The following is a 20129-nucleotide window of genomic DNA, read 5'->3' on the forward strand; positions in this document are numbered from 1 at the left end:
CCAAAGCCTCAAATCAGCCAGGAGCCAATAAGGCTCCCTATGAGACCCCCAAGAAAGGCCAGAATGATCAGAGGGGGCAGGGGAATCAGCGTCAGTAGGCAGGTGTGTGTGAACGCATCAAGGAAAACCAGAAGAGGAGAAAACAGTCGATCTCCTTTGAAGTAATTGGGAATATAGATGATTAAGGAGAAGTAGATGAATGTCAAGACAGAAGCGAGAGCGATCATCAAGGTACTCCACAACCCTATTGCGAAGGAAGCTGTCTGATGGGCAATCAAGAAGGCCCATCCCACATAGATGAGCAAAATGAGCATACAGGAGCCTCTCAGGATTACAGACCACTCAAGATCAGGCCAGAGGAGAGGAGCGATGCGTTCACGGTCCCGACCAGTTCTCAGAGCGACAAACCACCCTTTGAGGAACTGAGAGAGCCTGGAAAGAGTCACGCCAGGAAACGCTATAGCTGGCAGGAAGCTAGAAAACAGAAATGTCCCCCACCATTTCACCATGACACAAATGATAATGCCCAGAACAAGGCCAAATATGCCACCCAGATGCAGCGTCAACTGCACAGCAGGCTGGGGAGCTTGCAGAGAGTAGATCCCAATGACGACATATCCAAGGAGTGCGAGAATGCTCAGCCTGACAGGGATGAATTCTCTGGAGCGAAGATAGTCGTTTCCAGGTTCGGCCTTCTCTACCCAGATGTATGCTACGAGGAAAGGGACAGGAAGCGCTGCTGCAATGATGAGAAAAAAGCTAAAGAGGGGACTGTTTCCAGACAAAGTATGAAGCGCGCTTTGCATGTCATTCTCCTATGACAGAGAGGGAGGATCTTTCCTTCCCGACCTTGCTCACAATATAGAGTAAGAGCATGGGGGAATGTGAGTGTCATTTGACCTATTTCTCCATTTCTTTCCAAAGCTTCCCTCATTCAGACACGGGTGGCTAGCAAGCGCTCGATTTTCTCGGCGGTCCTGGAATTGCTGCGCGGCGTGAACATCATCAGTCGCAGATCGCTGGAATCGCCCGTTTGGAGTGCGAGAAGATCAAAGCTCAGGTCGCCAGCACTCGGATGATGCATCGATTTGTGTCCTTCCGACGAGTTGTATACATCGTGACATGCCCATAATTCGCGAAACTCAGGACTGATCCGGGAGAGATCAGCAATCTGTGTGGCCCACCAGGGATCGTTGATGAAACGACCATAGCTGGCGCGAAATTGCGCCAGAGCCATGCGTGCCAGCTCCTCCCACTCATGATGGTTGCCTTGACGGAACAAGGGGATGGTGAAGACTCTCCAGATCATGTTGCGCTCTCGCTCAGAGAGGGTGGCAAAGTCACCAAAAATGACGCAAAAGGCGGCATTCCACGCCACGATATTCAAACGAGGATCGACGAAACACGCCGGGATGGTTCCGAGTTGCTGGAGCGACTGGTGGAGGGTCGGGCTGATTGTCGGTGGGGAAAACGTCTCGATTGGAGGCGGCTGTTTGAGGGCGAGCAAAAATAAATGGGTGCGCTCGTTCGCATCCAGTTGTAAGGCGCTCGCCAGACGTTCCAACACGGGTACTGAGACATGAATATCGCGCCCCTGCTCAATCCTGGTATACCACTCCGGGCTGACCTCGGCCAGCAGCGCTACTTCTGTCCGTCGTAAGCCTGGAGTACGCCGCCGCTGGCCCCTCGATAATCCCACCTGTTCTGGCGAGACACGAGCGCGGCGACTCCGCAAGAACGCTGTTAATTCGCGATGACGATTCACCTCTAATTGTTTCATAGACACGCGACCCTCTCTGCTCAATGATGTGATCGGAAGCTGGCAGCGCCAGAATAAGCTGTTTTCTCGTTACAACCTGCTCTTCATTATACACCAGCACCGGATGAGGTAAAGTAAATCGCTCCACTACGACAGGTGGGGAGCATTTAAGGGTGCCACCAGTTCCAGCGTCCTAAGAGCCTCATCGTCACCGGGACCAGCATGCAGCGGATCAACGTTGCATCGATGAAGACCGAAGCCGTCACCCCCAGACCGATCTCTTTGGTAATCACGAGCGAGGTGCAAACAAAGGCCGACGAGACAATCGCGAGCAGCAATGCCGCACTGGTAATCACACCCCCGGTTTTTCCCAATCCATAGGCTACTGCCGCCCTGTTGTCTCTCGTGCGCAACCACTCTTCACGAATGCGCGAAAGCAGAAAGACCTCGTAATCCATTGATATGCCGAAGAGGAGGCAGAACAAGAAAATCGGCACAAAACGATCGATGCTTCCCAGTGCTGTAAAGCCGAGCAGATCGGCAAAATGGCCTTGCTGAAAGACAAAGACAAGGATGCCGAACGCAACGGTGAGAGAGAGCAGGTTCATCAATACTGCTTTAAGTGCAAGTACTGGCGAGCGAAACATGAGCATGAGTGCAATAAATGTGGTGGCCAGCAAGAAGAGAAACGGAGGCAGGGATTGCGCATAGAGAATTGCAGTGAAATCGGCGCTCTCCGCACGTGTTCCTCCGATGAGGATGTGCCAGCCTCCCCTGATCGTTGGCGGCATTGTCCTCAGCCGTTGGAGAAGCACCTGCTCACCATCACTGCCATCTGGCTCATCGGTATTGATTGCCAGCAAGGTGCTATCGCCAGAGGTGGTCTGCACAACCAGTTTCTTAATAGCAGGTAAGCGGAGAAAGCTGTCGAATGTGGCGAGGTGAGAGATGGGTGGAAGCGTGCGCAGCACTTCTTCGGGCGGACTGGTGAGACCCGTGACCCCGGTTACATGTGGTGTCTCAGCAATCCAATCAGTGATGCTCTGAAGCTGTTGGAGGCGAGCGCTGGTCAAGACATTTGAGCCATCAGGCGTTTGCGCCACGACCAGCAATGAATCGTCGGAGAAGGCGGGAAAATGAGCTTGCAGCACCTCGAGTCCCCGGCGCGCCTGCGAAGTGGTGGGCAGCATTGAGGTGCCGACACTACCCAGTTTGAGGGACAGCGCGGGCAAACCTAGCGACACGAGGATTGCCAGAACGAGCAGAAGAATTGGCAAAGGATGGGCCAGCGTCATCTGAAGCCAGCGTTGCCAGGCCAGAGACAACCGGCCTGTTCTGGCAGCGGTTTTTGCAAACGAGTGAGCGTGAACACGTCCGCCCAATATGCTTAAAAGAGTTGGCAACAGGGTTAACGAGGCGAGCAGCGCCAGAGCAGTTGCACAGATTCCTCCCAGGCCAAAGGAGCGCAACAACGGGAGATCGATGAAAAGGAGTGCCGTGAAGCCGAGCAGCACTATCAGACCACTGTGGAGTATCGCAGCGCCGGTGGTTGCCTGCGTGATCTCCAGGGCATGCTCAAGGCGAGAACCATTCGCCAGTTCTTCGCGAAAACGATAGATGAACAGCAGGCTATAATCTATGGAGAGGCCCAGGCAGACGAGCGAAAGCACATTGAGCGCGAAAACACAGACTTCTGTGTGCAGGGCAACGGCGTAAATGATCGCCTGAGCAACGATCATTGCGACCCCGGCCAGCAGGAGAGGGATCAGGCCCGCGATAACATTGCGAAAGACGATGAGGAGTACACACAACAACAGTGGTAGTGCAATAAGTTCTCCTTGCCTGTTAGATTCCTCGCTAAAATATTGCCAATCGTTGGTGAGCGCGGCGCTGCCGGTCAGCGACATTTGCGCAGGGCCGGCAGGCAGGAGCCTCAACTGGTCGCGCCAGGACGGAATGTAGCTCGCCAGTGCGTTATCCGTCTGATTAAAGCCTATATTGATCACAGCAGAGCGTGCGTTATTCCCCATGCTAGTTGCGACAGTACTGACCCGAGGCAGCGTTCTTGCCCAGACCTGCACCGCTTGAATCTGGCGCTGATAGTCTGGCGTGTTGACCGATTCATGAGCTGACTCCAGAACGACAAAAAGCCTGGAGGCAGGCTGATGAAAGCGCGCAACGAGCGCCTGTTCAACCTGGCTGGCCTCGCTCCCGCTTTTCACATATGTTCCGCTGGTCAGCGCTCCCGCGACCTGCCCAGCAAATGGCACGCAACATAGCACCGCAGCGACCCAGAAGGCAAGGATGAGCCAGCGCAGCCGATAGATGTTCTGTCCATAGCTTCTGTGTTTGAGTTGCTCGTCGCGTTTTTGCGATGTTGACGCCTCAACCCGAGCCAATTTTGTGAGATGGGAAGGAAATTTCATAGGAGTTTATTCTCCTCAAGGGAGGATGTAATTGCTTGTAAAAGCGGTTGCGCATTCAGATAAAAAAAGAAATGGTTACCAGCATACATCTCAAGCTTGAAGGCATTTCTGGTGTATGCGTGCCAGCCCGCTAGAAGTTGAGCGTCCACAAACGGATCATCCGCGCCTCCGTAGATGGTTAAGGGACAGGGAAAAGGCGAGGCCGGTTGATAGCGATACGTATTCCAGAGCTTGAGATCGTACTGCATCAGCGTGACGTAGCGTTGGTATTCGGCTCCTGGTTGCATCCCAAGTTCAGAACGCAAAAACGCAAGAAATTGCGCCAGTAGCTCTTCATTATGATTGTCGTTCTGCATCTGGTCAAAAAGATGAGGCGGTGGACAACTCGCCAGCAAAAGTTGGTGAGGACACAAATCCCGTTGGCAGAGAGTGCGAGCAACCTCAAAGGCAAGCAGGGCACCCATGCTATGACCAAAAAATGCCAGAGGTAGTTCCCGGTTTTGCGAGATTGTTTCTGCTAACGCCTCTATCACTGCTGTAGATCCGATTTCCGGTCCAAAATTGAGTTCGGCTGTTCTGCCAGGAAGTTGAATGGCTGCTACCTCAATCGTTTCAGGAAGCCACTGTGCCCAGGAGAAAAAGAACGAGGCGCTTGTACCGCTAGCCGGGAAACAACAGAGGCGTATTGCGGCATTTTTTCTGGGCCGGGGGAAATACATCCACCCATCAGATGAAATCAACATCGTATACGGACACTTTCTCTTCACCGGGTAGGATGACGGTTGACCTGTAGCAAAAGAGCATGGCACATGGTCGTGTTCTTTTGTTACAGGTCAAAGGGTCGTTACCCGGTCTTGTCATTAAATTCAGGCAGGCATCAGGGCGAGTTCGCTCTGCTTTATATGTTGTTCGACCTGTTGTGTTTCCACAATATGGCGGTTGATCCACTCCACCAGATCAGCCAGATTGCGCATCTTGAGCAACTGTATCGGTGGGATATCGATATCAAGATTCCGCCGCAAGCTATTACGGAACTCCATTGCCATCAGCGAATCGATGCCCAGTTCTTTGAGGGAACAGTGGGGGTCGAAAGAGACAGCCCCTCCTATGATCTGCTTCAAGAGCTGCTGGAGGGTGGTAAGAATGGCGCTTTGCCGCTCTTCCTCGCTCATCATCCTCAGAGATGTACGTGCATCGTGCTGTTCTCCCTGTACGTGAGTACCCGGCTCCTGACTCTGTGAACACAGGTGGCTCCAGCGCATACTGAATGCCGGATTAGGTGCGTAACTTGTGAGCGTATCCCAGTTTATGCGTGCCACCGTTGCTTGCGGGCGCTGCTCTTGCAGCACCTTTTCTAGCAAAGCCAGTGCCTCTTGAGGCTCTACATAGTGGAACCCCATATGCTGTAAATAGTTGGCAGTGACGTGCATGCGCGCCACGCAACCAACCTGTGCCAGAGACGTCCAGCTAATGGCGAGGGCAGGTAGACCATGCGCCCGACGATAACGAGTTAGCGCCTCAAGGAATGCATTGCCTGCGACATAATTTCCTTGTACACTGTTGCCGATTATGACGCTTGATGAGGAGTAGAGGACAAAGAAATCCAATGGCAGGTGCAGACTATGGTGATGCAGATACCAGGCTCCCAGCATTTTTGGCGTGAGTGCCCGTTCCCAGGATTGTTCATCCATATCTACGACGGGCTGATCTGAGAGGACCATCGCCGAATGGATAATACCGCGTAGAGGCGGCATGCTGTGTTCGATACGTGAGAGCAGTTCCTCAACCTCTTGCTCGTTCGTCACATCCAGGCGTTCAGTCTGTACGTGGACGCCTGCTTGCCGGAAGCTCTCAATAATTGGCGCATCCTCTGGATCGGTTTGGCCGCGTCGCGAGGCCAGGATCAGGTGACGAGCGCCACGCTGCACGAGAAAATCAGCCGTTGCCAGGCCAAAGCCGCCCAGACCGCCGGTGATCAAGTAACTTGCATCTTCGCGCAAACGCATTTCAGGAAACTGCGGATAGTGGATGACTGGCACCGCCTGCCCTTGCATCTGGATAACGATCTTGCCTATGTGACGCGATTGTTGCATGAAGCGGAACGCATCAACAATCTGATCGGGCTGGTAGAGCTGATAGGGCAGAGAGGTATAGTGTCCCAGGGCGAAGTGCTCCATAAGTTCGTGCATGAGCCTCGCCGTGAGATCTGGAGCCTCATGGAGCATACGGAGCAAATCAATACTGAAATAGGCAAGACAGCGCTCGAATGGGCGCAGTCCCAGCAGGGTATTTTCCTCGAAATCGCGTTTGCCGATTTCCAGAAAGCGCCCGAAGCTGCGTAAGATCTTCAAGCTCTGTGCCGCAGCCTCGCCCGCAACCGAGTTCAGCACAATGTCGACCCCTTCTCCCTGAGTTATCTGCATAATCTCATCAGCGAAGGAGAGCGAGCGAGAGTCAAAGACGTGTTGTACTCCCAGCGTACGCAGGTAGGCGCTCTTTTCTGGAGAGCCTGCCGTCGCGAACACTTCGCCGCCAGCCTGCTGGACGATCTGGATAGCCGCCAGACCAACGCCGCCAGCGGCCCCGTGCAGCAAGACTCGCTCTCCGGGGCGGATATGAGCCAGTTCGTGCAGGCCATAGTAGGCGGTAAGAAAGACGCAGAGAAGTCCGGCAGCCTCTTGCATCGAGAACTGAGCAGGCTTTCGCGCCACCCAGCGCGCATCGACCACCACCCAGGGGGAGTAACAACTGCCACCCAGTGCGATCACTTCCTCGCCAACCTGAAAATCCGTGACCCCGCTACCCAGCGCGGCAATTCGTCCGGCGCATTCAAGCCCCAGGGCTATCTCTCCCGAAGCTTCGGCATGTGTGCCGGGGTTGATCAGCCCCAGGGCGAGCGCCACATCCTTGAAATTTAAGCCGGTCGCCTCGACTGCAATTGCGACTTCACCAGGACCGGGTTGTCGTTTGGGCATGGTGCGCCAGGAGAGGTTGCTCAACAGGCCGGGAGCATCGAGCGTGAGGCGAAATGTGAGATCTGGCTGATCGGATAAACTCTCAGAAAGGAGGTGCTGCGTCAACGGCGCACGTGTAATACGATTGAGAAAGCGCCTGTTGCCGCGCAAACAAACTTCGCTCACATCCGCCTGAACGAGTAACTCATCAGCACACGCGTCCAGCTCTTCGGCTGGATAAGCCTGTGAGACCGGTGAACTGAGGTCGATGATCGTTGGGGACAGCTCAGGGTGTTCGTTGACGATGACACGAGCCAGCCCATAGAGTGGAGCCAGCGCGATTTGGCACGCGTTGTCTTGCGCCTCGCGCGGCTGGCCTTCGATGGGAACGCCATATTGCACCCCGCTCGTCATGATCCAGAGTCGGGCCTTCCACTCGCCTGCTGCCAGCGTTTGTACCAGCCTCAGTAAGCTCAAGCAACTGTGATTGACGCAGGCGTGCAGCGTCTCTGTGTCCAGTTGATCCAGTCCCCAGAGGTAGGCGATCTGTGTTGGTGTGCTTCCTTCCTGTCGTAGGGTCATGAGCACCGTTTGTATGTCGGCGGCATGCTGTGAACGCGCAATGAAATGTGTCGCATCTACGCGTTGATACGCTGTTCCGCATTTGAGCCAGATTAACTTCTGGTCGTGAAGGCGCTCGCCAAGTTGTTTCGCAACCCCTCCATCGTCGGCCAGCAGCAACCAGGTTTGTGGGTGCGTTGCTTCGCTTGCCATGTGGATGCTTTCAGGCTGCATCTGTAGATGCTCTGGATACCAGCGCTCCTCATAGAGTAGTCCATCAGCCTCCTCCCGCGCTGTATGTGCTGATTGCAAAGATGCCAGGAGACGCATGCCGCGAATTTCTGCGAGCAGCGTTCCAGCCTCATCACAAATACAATAATCGGCACCCATCTGTCGCAGATCACAGTTAGTCAGCCGCACATAGCAGTACACACTGGACGATGTGATTGGTTCTTCATAAAAGCGTAACTGCTCGAATCCGACAGGTACATAGGTGTTCTGTGCCATCATGCCACCCGTCTCCCGCAGGCTCAGCCCAATGATGGTCTGAAGGCAGCCATCGAGAAGTGCAGGGTGGAGAGCATATGCCTTACTCAACTCATCGGTAATCTCTGGAAGGCGCACCAGTCCCAGCGCCTCTTGTTCACCAATCCAGACCTGCTGAACCAGTTGGAAGGCCGGTCCATACTGAAAGCCTCTGCGCTGACAAGCATCATAGAAGTCTGCTGTCGTGACCGTCTGTGGGCAACGCTCACGCAGACCTGACATGCTAAGGGTATATGTAGGGCTTGTGGGTTGAGGCACGATATGTGCGGATGCGCATCGGGTCCATCCCTCCTGTGCGTCAGTAAGGGCCTGGATGATCACATCCCCATTCTGGATGCTTGTTTGGAGGCGTGGGGGCTGGTACTGGCGTATGAATAATGGAGCCTCTATCTGCATCTGCTCAATTGTGACGTTCCGCGTGCCGAAGAACTGTCCGGCTGCCGCCAGTGCTAGCTCGGTATATCCTGTTGCCGGGAAGAGTGCCGTCCCTTCCACCTGATGGTCGAAAAGGTAGGCGAGGTCGGGTGTATCAAGCTGCTGCTCCCAGATCGGCAAAGCTGTTGGCAGGGCAAATCCCAGCAGAGGATGGACCGCGCATCCTCTGGGCCTCCGACCAATCATCAGTACTTCGTCATACCAGTAGTGCTCGCGCTGCCAGGGGTAGTTGGGGAGTTGGACCTGGTTCCCCTGCGGGATGATGCGTTCCCACTGAACATCATATCCATGTGTGTAGAGATCTCCCAGGCTACTCAACAGTCGGCGCAGATCATTGTCTCCACGTCGCAAAGAAGCAAAGACACCGCCATCACGCTCACCCAGGCACTCCTGCGCATATAGAGAAAGCACCGGGTGTGGACCAATTTCGAGGAACGTTGTGATCCCTGCCTCAACTATGCGTTCGATCCCGGCTGCGAATTGCACCGGCTGGCGCACGTTATGCCACCAGTAAGAGGCATCACATGCTGTCCCACTGAGTTTCTCGCCTGTGACGGTAGAGAAGAAGTCTATCCGTCCCTCGCGCGGGTTCAGATGGCGCAATGCATGCAGCAATTCGTCGCGCAAGGGGTCCATTTGAGCGCTATGAAATGCGTAGCGCAGCTTGAGAAAACGGCAAAACGTGTCCTGTTGTGCAAGAGGCTCGATGAATTGGTGTAGCAGTGTCTCATCACCAGCAAGCGTTACAGATTGAGGGGCATTGATGGCGGCCAACGCAACTTCTGGGGCAAAAGGCGCTATAAGCTCCTCAGCCTGTTGGGGGGAAATGCCAACCGCGACCATTGTGCCATTGCCCTTCGTGCGTTCTTGCAGACGGCTACGATGGTAGACAACATCAAGGGCATCCTCGAAGGAGAGAATCCCGGCAACATAAGCAGCGGCAATCTCTCCCACGCTATGCCCGATTACGGCCCGAGGCGTGATCCCCCAATCTTTCCACAGTTCAACCAGCGCGATCTGTAGGGCAAAGAGCAATGGTTGGGCAATTTCGGTCTGTGCTATGCGTGATGTCTGCTCATCTCTGAGCAATTCCTCCAGCAACGACCAGCCAGCTAATGCTTGCCAGTGCTGGTCGCAGCGCTCGATGACCGAGCGATAGAGGGCGTGATGCTGCAATAACGCGCGTCCCATCCCCCACCACTGGGAGCCGTTGCCGGAAAACACAAAGGCAATGGCATTATTTCCAGGCTTTTCGTGCTGTTGAGCAGATGGTCTGGCATCACCGGGGAGCAGCAGGTAGGCGGTGAGCTGCTCACGTGCTTCAGCGGATGATGCCGCCACGAGCGCCAGACGTTCCTGATGATGGCTGCGATGACAACTGGCGGTAAAACAGATATCCCTGAAGGGAGGTGCCTGCTCCTCTGCCAGAAACGCGTGATATGTCTGAGCCAGATCGTACAACGCCTGTGGCGTTCTGGCAGAGAGTGGCAACATGTAAGCAGGTTGGTCTGAAGAGGTCATTGCTACGACAGCAGGAGCATACGCCTGTATGACGGTATGGGCATTTGTTCCTCCAAAACCGAAGCCACTCACGCCTGCAATCACCGGCTCTCCCTCATTTACAAGCGTCTCGTTCTCAGTCTGTACCTGAAGATGCAGTGCTTGAAAGGGAATATGAGGATTGGGCCGCTGAAAGTGCAAATTGGCGGGGATCTGCTGATGCTGTACAATGAGCACTGTTTTGATGAGGCTCGCGATGCCGGATGCCACCTCCAAATGTCCAATGTTGGTTTTGACTGATCCAATGCGCAACGGGTGCTCTGGTGAATGGCTCTCGGCGAAGACTGCTCCCAACGCCTGGCACTCAACCTGATCGCCAACAATCGTCCCGGTGCCGTGTGCCTCGATATAACTCACACGCGCCAGGTCAACGTTTGCTTTGCGGTAGATTTCGCGCAACAAAGTCTCTTGTGCTTCCTGTGATGGATAATGCAGGCTGGATGTATGCCCGTCTTGATTCACGGCTGTTGATCGAATCACTGCATAGATTGAATCGCCGTCTGCCTGTGCCTGCGAAAGTCGCTTGAGCAGGACCACACCCGCGCCTTCGCTGCGTACATAGCCATCGGCCTCTGCATCAAAGGTATGGCAGCGCCCACTGGGAGAAAGCATCTGCGCTTTGCTAAAGCCAATACTGGTAATAGGATCGATCAGCAGGTGGACAGCCCCGGCGAGCGCCTGGACGCATTCACCCTGCAAGAGACTCTGGCAGGCAAGATGAAGCGCGACGAGTGCAGAGGAACAGGCCGTATCTACGCCCAGGTTTGGTCCATGCCAATCAAAATAATAGGAAAGGCGATTCGCAGTGATGCTGGGCGCGATACCCGCGTTGTTGTACGCATTGATCTGCATGTAATCGGATTGCCCATGATTGTACTCTGGAGCGGTGATGCCAATAAAGACGCCAGTAGACGAGCCTCGCATGCGTTCTTGAGGGATACCAGCATCCTCGCATGCTTCATAACTGACTTCGAGCAGAAGTCGTTGCTGAGGGTCCATCCTGCTTGCCTCTGTTGCAGAAAGGCCGAAGAAAGCAGCGTCAAACTGATCAATATGTTGCAGGAAAGCTCCATGATGTTGATAGGTCTTTCCTGGCTGGTCAGGATCGGGATGATAGTACTGGCGCAAATCCCAGCGCTCTGCCGGTATGTCGGCAACGGCATCGCGGCGGGAAAGCAGCAATTGCCAGAAGTCGTGCGGATTATTCACTCCTCCTGGGAACCGACACCCCATCCCTACAATAGCAATAGGTTCCTGGGTACAATTATCAATCATCTTGTTGAACTCCCTTTTTCTACCGAATAATCAGCTACTATAGTATAGTCGGGAGTTACGTATACTAAGAGTAAACATATCTATCTTAGGTACATAATAGAGGGAGCTGCTTCCATCGTAGTGAGGTGAGGCGTGGTGCGACGGGCGGCAATTATGCACGTTAATTTGTAAATATGCATCATTGGTGCATCCGGCAATTGAGGGGGAATGGTGAGGGGTCAGAGGATGTTGGGTCCACCCGTAGCGACAAGGGGTGGCGTGGTGGGGCTGTGGGGGCCTTGCGCTTGTCGCTCTCGAATGTTCCTCTCCCTCTGGCGGCGTGGCAAGCAGCGATAAATCGGCTTGACGAGGGCGACAAGCGCAAGGCCCCCACAGGACCGCCCAGCCACCCCTTGTCGCTACGGGTGGGGAGAACCTCTCTCTCCCCGGAACATTTGCCGGATGCACCAATGATTGGTACATCCATGAACTCCTCCGGGGTCTGATCGGATATGGCAGGGGCTCTCACCTCCCCATTTGCCGGATACGCCAATCATCGCTTGACTACAAGGAGGGGTGGAGAGGGAGTTGTGAAGGAAAGCCAAAGGCCGGAACGAGCGCTGAGCCGTGAAAGATGGTCACTGCGGCGATCTGCCCAGGATGCCTCACATCGGCGAGGGTCAGGACTTGGATGCCGAAAGCGTGATAGGCGCTCTTCGACGGATCGGCCTGATAGAGAATAAGAGCTGGCTGTCCATTGGCACGTGTCGGGTAGACGCGCCAGCGGTTTCGCATCTCCGGGCTGAATGGTACGGCAAGGAAAATTGCTTGAATAGCATCCCGCCCTCGGTACCATGCAGGAACAGGGGGCATACTCAAAATCGCGTCTTCTTTTAGCAGCGAGACCAGCCCGGCAACATCGTCTGTCTCCCACGCATGTAGATAGCGGGAGAGTAGGGTGTTCGTTGCATCGTCGGTACGCTGGAGCCGGGGCTTCGTTTCTTGCTCTGATTGGTAGTTGTGGGCAAGCGTGACACGGGCACGGTGTAGCGCGCTCGTCACGGCTGATACGGTTAGCTCAAGGAGGTGCGCAATCTCATGCGCGCGCCAGTCCAGCACATCGCTGAGAATCAGAATTGCCCGCTGGCGAGGTGGGAGCAATTGGAGGGCAGTCAGGAAAGCGAGCGAGACGCTCTCATATCTGCTATAGCGCGCTTCTGGATTCTCCGTCGCCTCTGCCAGCCATGAGTCAGGAAACGGTTCCAGCCAGAGCGTCTCGGTGGTAGGGCTGGGAATGGGCGTGTGTGGGTTTGCCTCAGAAGAGATGGCTGTCGGTAACATCCGTGATGGACGCTTCTTGAGCACATCGAGGCACGCATTGGTGGCAATTGTATAGAGCCAGGTGCGCAGCGACGCTCGACCCTTGAAGGTGTCAAAGTGCCGCCATGCACGCAACATGCTTTCCTGCACCATATCCTCGGCATCGTGCAGCGAACCCAGCAGGCGATAACAATGGAGCAGTAGCTCTCCGCGATATGGCTCAATGAGCGCGCTGATATCAACTTGTTTGTGAGTCATGCTCACCCCCGAATCCTCACGATGTGTTTTGCTATGCATATGATCAGAATCTTGCATCTGGAATCTCTTATCGGTTTTCCTCTGTATAGATACCATATTGCTTTCCGCTTCCTTATATATAGTAATTGTTACTTCTGGTAAATGAGATGGGGAGGACCAGCCATCGCCCCTGCCATAGACGATCTGCCCCGGAAAATTTGCCGGATACACCAACAATGAATTTGAACAATATATGACGGTGATCTCCTCTCGCGATAAATCGCTCGACTACGACTGGTCACGCAGACATAGCCTGTACTTATGAGACTCCATTACCAGGCAAAACTATGCGGTCATACGCGACAGATCTGAGATGAGGAAAAGTGGGGCAACTCTCACGTAGCGAGCGCATAGTTTTGCCTGGTAATGGAGTCTCATAAGTGTCTATTACAACGGCAAATTACCTGTCACCAGAAAGGAAGAGGTCAGAAATGATATCCATCACGCATGCAACCTATACCGTGCAGGCTGCCTACGCGGAACAGAACAAATCGCGTATTGCCCGAGTCATCGAGGAGCTACGGGCCTTACAGCGAACAGATCTTCAGTATAGCGTCTTTGTACAGGACGATGGCAAGACGTTTATTCACATGCTGCTCTGCACGACTGAAGATGCTCATAAAGCCTTTGGATCGTTGGAAGCCTTCGCCGCCTTTCAAAGGGGACTGGAGGCAAGCCAACCAGAAGTATTGCCCTCTGTGAACCGGGTAACTCTTGTTGGTTCAACTACTAACGTCCTCTCATAATGACGTACTAACGGAAATAATATACAAGGAGAACAATAGTATGGAAGTGACCACCATTCCAACGCGAGCAGAGCTTGTTCACTGTGCCTCAGAGATCATACCCATCCTGCAAGCAAATGCGCAATGGCACGAGCAACATCGACGCCTGCATGATGAGACCATCGAGGCATTGACACGGATCGGCCTGTTCAGATTGCGAACGCCGAAACGCTATGGTGGCTACGAGAGTAACACGCGCACACTTGTTGAGGTGCTGGCGGAAATTGGACAGGGAGACGGCTCGACCGCGTGGGTGAGCTGGGTGCTGGCTGGCAACACCTGGCTGATCGGCAAATTCCCCGAAGCCGTCCAGGATGAGGTCTTCGCAACCCCTGATGTACGAGTGAGCGGCACCTTGAGTCCCAAAGGCAAGGTAGAAAAGAGGGGCGATGGCTTTGTCCTGAATGGGAACTGGCACTTCCATTCAGGCTCCTTGCATAGCCACTGGAGCCTCATGGCGGCATTGATGACCTCCTCAGAAGGGCGTCCAGCGCCAATGGTTGCCCTTGTTCCGACCGCGCAATTGGAGGTCATTGACGACTGGGATACAGCGGGACTGAGAGGAACTGGCAGCGTGAGCACGGCGGCCCGGGAACTCTTTGTTCCTGCCGAGCGCGTTCTCTCAGTGATACCTCTTATCCAGGGGCAGCCCGCCTCGCCGCTGAATTTCGAGGCTTCGATCTACCGCAGTCCAATGATCCCAACGATTGCCGCGGCTGCGAGCGGGACTCTGTTAGGATTGGCGAAGGCTGCGATGAAGAACTTTTTCCAGCGGCTCCCGGAGCGAGGCATTGCTTATACAGGTTATAGCAAGCAGGCCGAGGCTCCCATTACGCACTTGCAGGTGGCAGAGGTGGCGATGAAGATTGATGAAGCCGAATTTCACGCCTACCGGGGCGCGGATCTCGTCGATGCGAAGGTGGCAAGCGGGAAGGATTGGACGATAGAAGAGCGCGTCAGTGTGCGTTTGGACACAGCGATGGCCGCTCGCCTCGCGAAAGAGGCCATCGATATCCTCAACACGGCCAGTGGTGGATCGTCCATCTATAGCAACGTACCGATGCAGCGGATCGAGCGCGATATCCAGGCGGCGAATCTGCAAGGCATGATGCATCCAAACACGAACCTTGAGCTGTATGGGCGCATCCTTTGCGGTCTAGAACCCGACACTGTGAACATCTAATTCGTAAAAATGCCGCCTGTGCATCCACAGTTCGCATTAGTGGCAGTTGTGGATGCACAGACTTGCATAGCCAGGAGAGAAAATGGAAACCTCTTGTGAGCAAAGCACAGCAAATCCTGCCCGTCGTATAGATCATGATACGTTTAGGCGCGTGATGGGTCGTTTCGCCAGCGGTGTGACGATAATCACCACGCGGCACGCAGGGATAGATTACGGCCTGACTGCAACTGCTGTCTCGCCGCTCTCGCTTGATCCGCCGATGCTCCTGATCTGTGTGAACAGGGCCGCGAACACGCGACAGGCCATTGCCGCAGCACAATGGTTTGCGGTGAATATCTTGCAAGATCATCAAGGCGAGCTGGCTCGTCAGTTTGCCCGGTCTGACCCGGACAAGTTTCAAGGCATACACATATTGCGTGGGGAACATGGGCTGCCTCTCTTTCCCGACACACTCGCAAGCATCGAGTGCCAGGTGACGGAGGAGATATCAGCCGGCACGCATTCTATGTTTCTTGCCCGGGTCGAGGGGCCAGGATCACAGATGGCTGGCCGCTCACCTACTTTCGTGGCAGAATGGGCCGCTTCTCCTATGTGTAAGTAGTATAGCGCAGCAGAGGAGCAGTGCCTTACTGTTGCTTGCCGCAACGTAGCCGTGTTCAGAGGAGAACTGGCGCGGTTATAACGAAGAGAAAGGATGTAGACGACGTGACCAGTACCGATTACCAGCATTATTCGTTCGTCGATACAGCTGTAGGAAACCGTCTACTTCTGGGTTTCATCGCGGATGCTTCAGCCATCCAGCGGCGTTTACCTGAACCCTGGCGGATCGCATCTCTGCCAGCTTTCGAGGCCATCGGGTTGCCAGCGGAGCAGCAGCCCAATCTGTTGCTCGCCTTCCATCATCTGCTGATAGATCAGGATGCACAGGGGCAGACGCTTACCGAAGCCGGCTCTCGCTTCCTGGTATTCGATATTCCCGCCCGCAATTCGGGCACGGGTGAACGGGGTCTGGTCCATTTTCTGATGTTTACTGGTGGGGCTATTCCTGGTCGTTACCGCGACGCTCTGCCTGCACAGGTGAGGCATGACTATCATGTTGTAGAGGATTATGCATCTACGACCATTCGAGAAGCTTACCGGATACAACCGGAGGCTGGAGGACTGCTCGAAGTGCAGTTGACCGCTCAGAGAGGTGTTCTGCGACGCCAGACAGCAGCTTTGCCGAACTTCCCTTTGTGGTCGGCAGTCGATTCCACCATTCAGCGTGTGTATCAGGAGGATAGTGTGGTGGAACTCCTGCGCAATAACGTTACAGGCTTCAACTGCATCCAGGAATTGACCTTTCATGCAGAGATACCAGCTCTGGCCGATCTCTTCGATGGCAACGAGCGTCTCGTCACCGTTATTGCTAACCCGTACTATATGCGCAGGGTGTTTTCACCTCGCAGCGAGCTGGCTGCTGACGAATGAACTTAGATAGCAGGCCATGAGCAGATATCCTTATCAAGAGGATATCTGCGTTTGCTCGTTTAGGGAGAAGGTGGTGTTGGTGGTGCAAGATACGAGGACTGATAGGCTCCAATATCGCCGAACTGGATATCGATCGGGCGCAGATAGCCGCGCTGATCGCTAAGAGGGCAGAACTGGGCGGAAACGGCTCCGATGGCCGGGCTGCCTGTTTGCAGAGCGATGGTATGCGTGGAGCCTCCGTTGTGCTGTAGCCCCGCCGAATCGAGAGCAGGATCGAGGTTGTGTCGATCAGTGCTGATAAAATCACCATCGATGCCACTTTCCAGGTTGAAGCCCTGGCTTGCTATTTTATCACTTGCATTGTGCGTATGGCTCAACTTTGCCGTATTGTTTGCTACAATGGTTGCGCTGATACGCGCAGGAGGGTAGCCTGCAACTAGTCCCCCAGCGATGGTTGCCGTATTGTTAACGATGGTCGAGAAGGAGATGGACACCTCGCCGCCAAGATTGTTGTAGAGGCCACCTCCCCAGGCGGAGGCCGTATTGCCCGTAATCGTGCAGTTGGTCATGGTCACTTTGCCGCCATTGTTCATGAGGCCACCACCATGCTTTGCTGTATTGCCCGAAATAGTCGAGTTGGCTATGGTTAGCTCGCCGCTTTTGCTGATGAACAGACCTCCGCCGCTTTCTTGGTCAGTTTTCCCGCCGGTAATGGTCAGCCCATTGAGGGTCAGATGGATGCCATCAATCAGCAGCACCCTTACGTTGTTGCCTCCATCCAGAATGATAGATTTCCCATTCGCATCTAAAGTGAGCTTTCCTGTTCCCTTGAAGATGAGCGTGTTGGTGAGCATAATCGTTCCAGAGCACGCAAACGTGATCTTATCCCCATCGGTCGCCTGTTTAACGAAGCCTTGCAATTGGTTCTCATTGCCGCAATCGGTGACGGTAAAAATGGTCACGGGCCGCACTCTCCTTTCGATATTTGGATACCCAGGTTTCTCTGCTATTGACAGAAAATATGAGCATTTTCCGTTTGACGCATATAGTACATTGTTTCCGTTTACTGTACAAGCAAACAAGAGAAGCTTTTGCTCACAGGAGAGATACGTTCAAGATGCTTCCCCTCTTAATATGCATCGCAGCAAGGAGAATGCCCACACTGGAGCGACTTTTCCAATCGGAGAATGACAGCGATAACTACCCCTTTGGGACAGTCGTAGGCGTATAGGTGAAATAGTCAAAGTTTCCAGTCGTATTTGGATCGTTAGACAGATCGTTGACGGTCACACCTCCTTCAGAGATGGTGAATGCTGGAATATCCACTCCAAAGGCTTCGGCCCAGGTCTTCCCATCGTTGCTATATGCTACCCCGTAGTTGGCTCCTGTCTTTTTGACCTGTATGTACTGTGGGCCTATCGTTATCTTCTGGTAGCTTCCGCATTGTGCTCCTGTTCCGTTGATGACTTTCCAACAACTGAGGGTCTGGGAAAAGATCTCAAAGCGTACGAAGTTCTTCGCATCCTGCCAGAGGAGGAGACCGTAAGAGGCTCTTCCAGATGGAAGGCTGTCTCCATCGATTTTGGTTTCGTATGTCCCATCGTTGTTTCCCAGGAGTCGTGTCATTCTGATACAGTTTGCGGTATTTTCCCAACAGTCATGCCCTGTTCCGGTGAGCGCATTTATTTGGAGATATCCTGGTTTGTTCGAGAGAGAATAGTTTCCGTTTCCTGCTGTATTGGAAAATGTCCACCCATCTTGCAAGGTCGAGCTGCTAAATTGGTCGCTGAAGCTTGTTGGAGAATCTGCGGGAGTGGGAGAAGTAGTGGGAGTATTTGTGGTAGTGGGAGAAACAGTAGCGGTAGGAGCAGCTATAGCAGTAGAAGAAGTGGTAGAGGTATTTGTGATAATAGGAGTAGCTGAAGCAGTGGGGGAAACAGTAGCGGTGGGCGAAGCCCCTGGATTCCCTGAGAATGCTTGTGGCCCTACTGCAATCTGTGGTTTTCCCGGCCAGGCCGATCGCGGGTGAGTACTGCCGTCCACATCCTGCCCTTTGCTCTGCCAGGTCTTAAAGTCCATCGGTGTCATCCAATGCCATGCTTGTTGTTGATCTGTATAGTAGATATTCCCTTTGAACCAGTTATCCGCTGTTGTCACATCCGGGCCAGGATCTTGTTGTGATAGACCTGTATATCCAGTTTTACTTGCGATATGATTGTTGTAGACGTGATTGTGAGCGGTCTTCCAGTCTGACCCCCGTTTTGCCTCGGTTTCGATGATCCCCATTGCATTGTCTTCGAGCCAGTTGTCATGGACATCCGCGTTTTGGCTTGTGGAGAGCAGGATACCATCTCCATAGAGCCAACTCACGTTACCCACGCTATTGCGAGCGATGTAGTTATTGGCGATCTCTACATCGTACGATATTTCGTGAAAGATTCCGGTAGAGATGTTGTCGGTGATGACGTTGTTAAGATATTTGATATTTCTGTTGGCGATATCTGACCAGAGGCCAGGGCCATAATTCTCATGCACGTAGTTGTGCTGAACGATAGTATTTGTAGTCAGGGCAAATTTTGATCCCCCCGCTTCAAATCCATAGTCGTTATGTGCTGTATTGTTCCAGCCAATATCGTTATATTCCCAGACACTTCCCTCCCCACTTCCTCCTATTCCCATCATGCCGTTATAGGTAATGAGGTTTCCTCGCACCAGGGAATGTGGGCCGACCCGCACCCCCGTCGAAGTTCCGCCATTATGATGAACGTTGTTGAAGAGGATCTTCCACCCTTCTGATCTGTCTGTTGTCTGGTCCGCTTGAGGGTGATCCGAGTCGATCACGCCCCATTGTTTCTCGCTGAGATATCCAGTGATTTCAAGCCCCTGGATAGTGACGTTATCGGCCCCGTTTCGTGAGCGAAATGCAAATGTTTTCCCCTGCCCATCCAGTTTCGCCTGCCCATCTGTAGCAAGAAAGGAATCGCCAGTTTTCGGATACACTTGTTGCCCGGTATATACCCCATTTGAAAAGCAAAACGTCGTGCCTTCCGGGTGGCTATCGACGACAGTTTGGATGTTGTCTCCAGGCTGTACCGCGATCCCTGTGCAACTTGCCAATGCAACGCGACTCTGCCCATGAGCACTTTGCTGGGAGAAAGAGAGCACGAGAGGGAGTGTGAAGATAAATAAAAGGCAAAAACTGAGAACCTTGCTGATTTTCAATGACATGTTCTCCTTATCGACGCAGGTATTTTCTGCACAAGCATGTGGCAAGCAGAGATCCAAGAAGAAGCGTAACATACTGTTGAGTAAAGAAACAGTCGGAGATGGGGACAATATGGGTAGAATTGTATCATAGCAGAATTGACCCAGGTATACAGCACTTCCTCAAAGTCTATAAATGGTGCCTCCACGAAATAGGCGAGCATGCACCTCTAGAAAAGGTAAATTACCTGAATTGTACGGACTTGATTATGTACGTTAACTTTTAAACCTGGTATAAAACGAGCCATATTTATCAGATTGAAAAGTGAATGAGCATTATTGGAGCATCTGCCAAATGTTCTGGGGAGAGAGAAG

The 20129-nt window shown here is 53.5% G+C and carries 13 protein-coding genes and 1 pseudogene; 4 read left to right on the forward strand and 10 right to left on the reverse strand.

Going from position 1 to position 20129, the window contains the following annotated elements:
• Window positions 1-8: 8 nt before the first annotated feature.
• The 7 genes from K3T83_RS46610 to K3T83_RS46640 form a co-directional block, all read right to left on the reverse strand.
• Window positions 9-806 carry a hypothetical protein gene (locus K3T83_RS46610; RefSeq protein ID WP_220209984.1) on the reverse strand — a complete coding sequence of 266 codons (798 nt, stop codon included), beginning with the start codon at window positions 804-806 and terminating at the stop codon, window positions 9-11.
• A gap of 128 nt (window positions 807-934) precedes the next feature.
• Window positions 935-1780, reverse strand: coding sequence for a helix-turn-helix transcriptional regulator (locus K3T83_RS46615; protein WP_220209985.1), 846 nt, complete (start codon window positions 1778-1780; stop codon window positions 935-937).
• A gap of 146 nt (window positions 1781-1926) precedes the next feature.
• On the reverse strand, window positions 1927-4185 hold the full coding sequence (locus tag K3T83_RS46620) for an MMPL family transporter (RefSeq protein WP_220209986.1): 2259 nt from the start codon (window positions 4183-4185) through the stop codon (window positions 1927-1929).
• The gene (locus K3T83_RS46625; RefSeq protein WP_220209987.1) at window positions 4182-4928 is read right to left on the reverse strand and encodes a thioesterase II family protein; all 747 of its coding nucleotides are present in this window, start codon (window positions 4926-4928) and stop codon (window positions 4182-4184) included. The genes K3T83_RS46620 and K3T83_RS46625 overlap by 4 nt, the downstream gene beginning before the upstream one ends.
• Window positions 4929-5051: 123 nt before the next feature.
• Entirely contained in the window at window positions 5052-11516 is a 6465-nt protein-coding gene (locus K3T83_RS46630; protein ID WP_220209988.1) for a type I polyketide synthase, read from the reverse strand.
• A 178-nt stretch (window positions 11517-11694) separates the two neighbouring features.
• Entirely contained in the window at window positions 11695-11982 is a 288-nt protein-coding gene (locus tag K3T83_RS46635) for a hypothetical protein (RefSeq protein ID WP_220209989.1), read from the reverse strand.
• A gap of 77 nt (window positions 11983-12059) precedes the next feature.
• On the reverse strand, window positions 12060-13169 hold the full coding sequence (locus tag K3T83_RS46640) for a sigma-70 family RNA polymerase sigma factor (RefSeq protein ID WP_268963579.1): 1110 nt from the start codon (window positions 13167-13169) through the stop codon (window positions 12060-12062).
• 374 nt (window positions 13170-13543) lie between these two features.
• Here K3T83_RS46640 and K3T83_RS46645 point away from each other — a divergent pair, with 374 nt between their 5' ends.
• The 4 genes from K3T83_RS46645 to K3T83_RS46660 all read left to right on the forward strand — a co-directional run bounded on the left by K3T83_RS46645 (window position 13544) and on the right by K3T83_RS46660 (window position 16550).
• Window positions 13544-13858, forward strand: a complete 315-nt coding sequence (locus K3T83_RS46645; RefSeq protein WP_220209991.1) for a hypothetical protein — start codon at window positions 13544-13546, stop codon at window positions 13856-13858.
• Window positions 13859-13898: 40 nt separating this feature from the next.
• Window positions 13899-15080 carry an acyl-CoA dehydrogenase family protein gene (locus K3T83_RS46650; protein ID WP_220209992.1) on the forward strand — a complete coding sequence of 394 codons (1182 nt, stop codon included), beginning with the start codon at window positions 13899-13901 and terminating at the stop codon, window positions 15078-15080.
• An 82-nt stretch (window positions 15081-15162) separates the two neighbouring features.
• Window positions 15163-15681 carry a flavin reductase family protein gene (locus K3T83_RS46655; RefSeq protein WP_220209993.1) on the forward strand — a complete coding sequence of 173 codons (519 nt, stop codon included), beginning with the start codon at window positions 15163-15165 and terminating at the stop codon, window positions 15679-15681.
• A 104-nt stretch (window positions 15682-15785) separates the two neighbouring features.
• Complete coding sequence (locus tag K3T83_RS46660) at window positions 15786-16550, forward strand: hypothetical protein (protein ID WP_220209994.1); 765 nt, start codon at window positions 15786-15788, stop codon at window positions 16548-16550.
• On the opposite strand, the gene cas5 is transcribed toward K3T83_RS46660, so the two are convergent.
• The 3 genes and pseudogenes from cas5 to K3T83_RS46670 form a co-directional block, all read right to left on the reverse strand.
• Complete coding sequence (gene cas5, locus K3T83_RS58285) at window positions 16489-16776, reverse strand: CRISPR-associated protein Cas5 (protein WP_373324751.1); 288 nt, start codon at window positions 16774-16776, stop codon at window positions 16489-16491. The two genes, K3T83_RS46660 and cas5, sit on opposite strands and share 62 nt — an antisense overlap.
• A pseudogene (locus K3T83_RS46665) lies at window positions 16658-17404 on the reverse strand (choice-of-anchor Q domain-containing protein); the annotation flags it as partial. The gene cas5 and the pseudogene K3T83_RS46665, both read right to left, overlap by 119 nt.
• Before the next feature lie 346 nt (window positions 17405-17750).
• Window positions 17751-19778 (reverse strand): right-handed parallel beta-helix repeat-containing protein, encoded by a 2028-nt coding sequence (locus K3T83_RS46670; RefSeq protein ID WP_220209996.1) that lies wholly within the window; start codon window positions 19776-19778, stop codon window positions 17751-17753.
• Window positions 19779-20129: the final 351 nt, after the last annotated feature.

Source organism: Reticulibacter mediterranei (assembly GCF_016587455.1).

Coding starts and splice junctions, on each gene's coding strand:
- K3T83_RS46655 (WP_220209993.1), top strand. CDS start 15,163: ATGGAAACCTCTTGTGAGCAAAGCACAGCAAATCCTGCCCGTCGTATA.
- K3T83_RS46640 (WP_268963579.1), bottom strand. CDS start 13,169: ATGGTATCTATACAGAGGAAAACCGATAAGAGATTCCAGATGCAAGAT.
- K3T83_RS46670 (WP_220209996.1), bottom strand. CDS start 19,778: ATGTCATTGAAAATCAGCAAGGTTCTCAGTTTTTGCCTTTTATTTATC.
- K3T83_RS46630 (WP_220209988.1), bottom strand. CDS start 11,516: ATGATTGATAATTGTACCCAGGAACCTATTGCTATTGTAGGGATGGGG.
- K3T83_RS46620 (WP_220209986.1), bottom strand. CDS start 4,185: ATGAAATTTCCTTCCCATCTCACAAAATTGGCTCGGGTTGAGGCGTCA.
- K3T83_RS46615 (WP_220209985.1), bottom strand. CDS start 1,780: ATGAAACAATTAGAGGTGAATCGTCATCGCGAATTAACAGCGTTCTTG.
- K3T83_RS46625 (WP_220209987.1), bottom strand. CDS start 4,928: ATGTTGATTTCATCTGATGGGTGGATGTATTTCCCCCGGCCCAGAAAA.
- K3T83_RS46645 (WP_220209991.1), top strand. CDS start 13,544: ATGATATCCATCACGCATGCAACCTATACCGTGCAGGCTGCCTACGCG.
- K3T83_RS46610 (WP_220209984.1), bottom strand. CDS start 806: ATGCAAAGCGCGCTTCATACTTTGTCTGGAAACAGTCCCCTCTTTAGC.
- K3T83_RS46635 (WP_220209989.1), bottom strand. CDS start 11,982: ATGGATGTACCAATCATTGGTGCATCCGGCAAATGTTCCGGGGAGAGA.
- K3T83_RS46650 (WP_220209992.1), top strand. CDS start 13,899: ATGGAAGTGACCACCATTCCAACGCGAGCAGAGCTTGTTCACTGTGCC.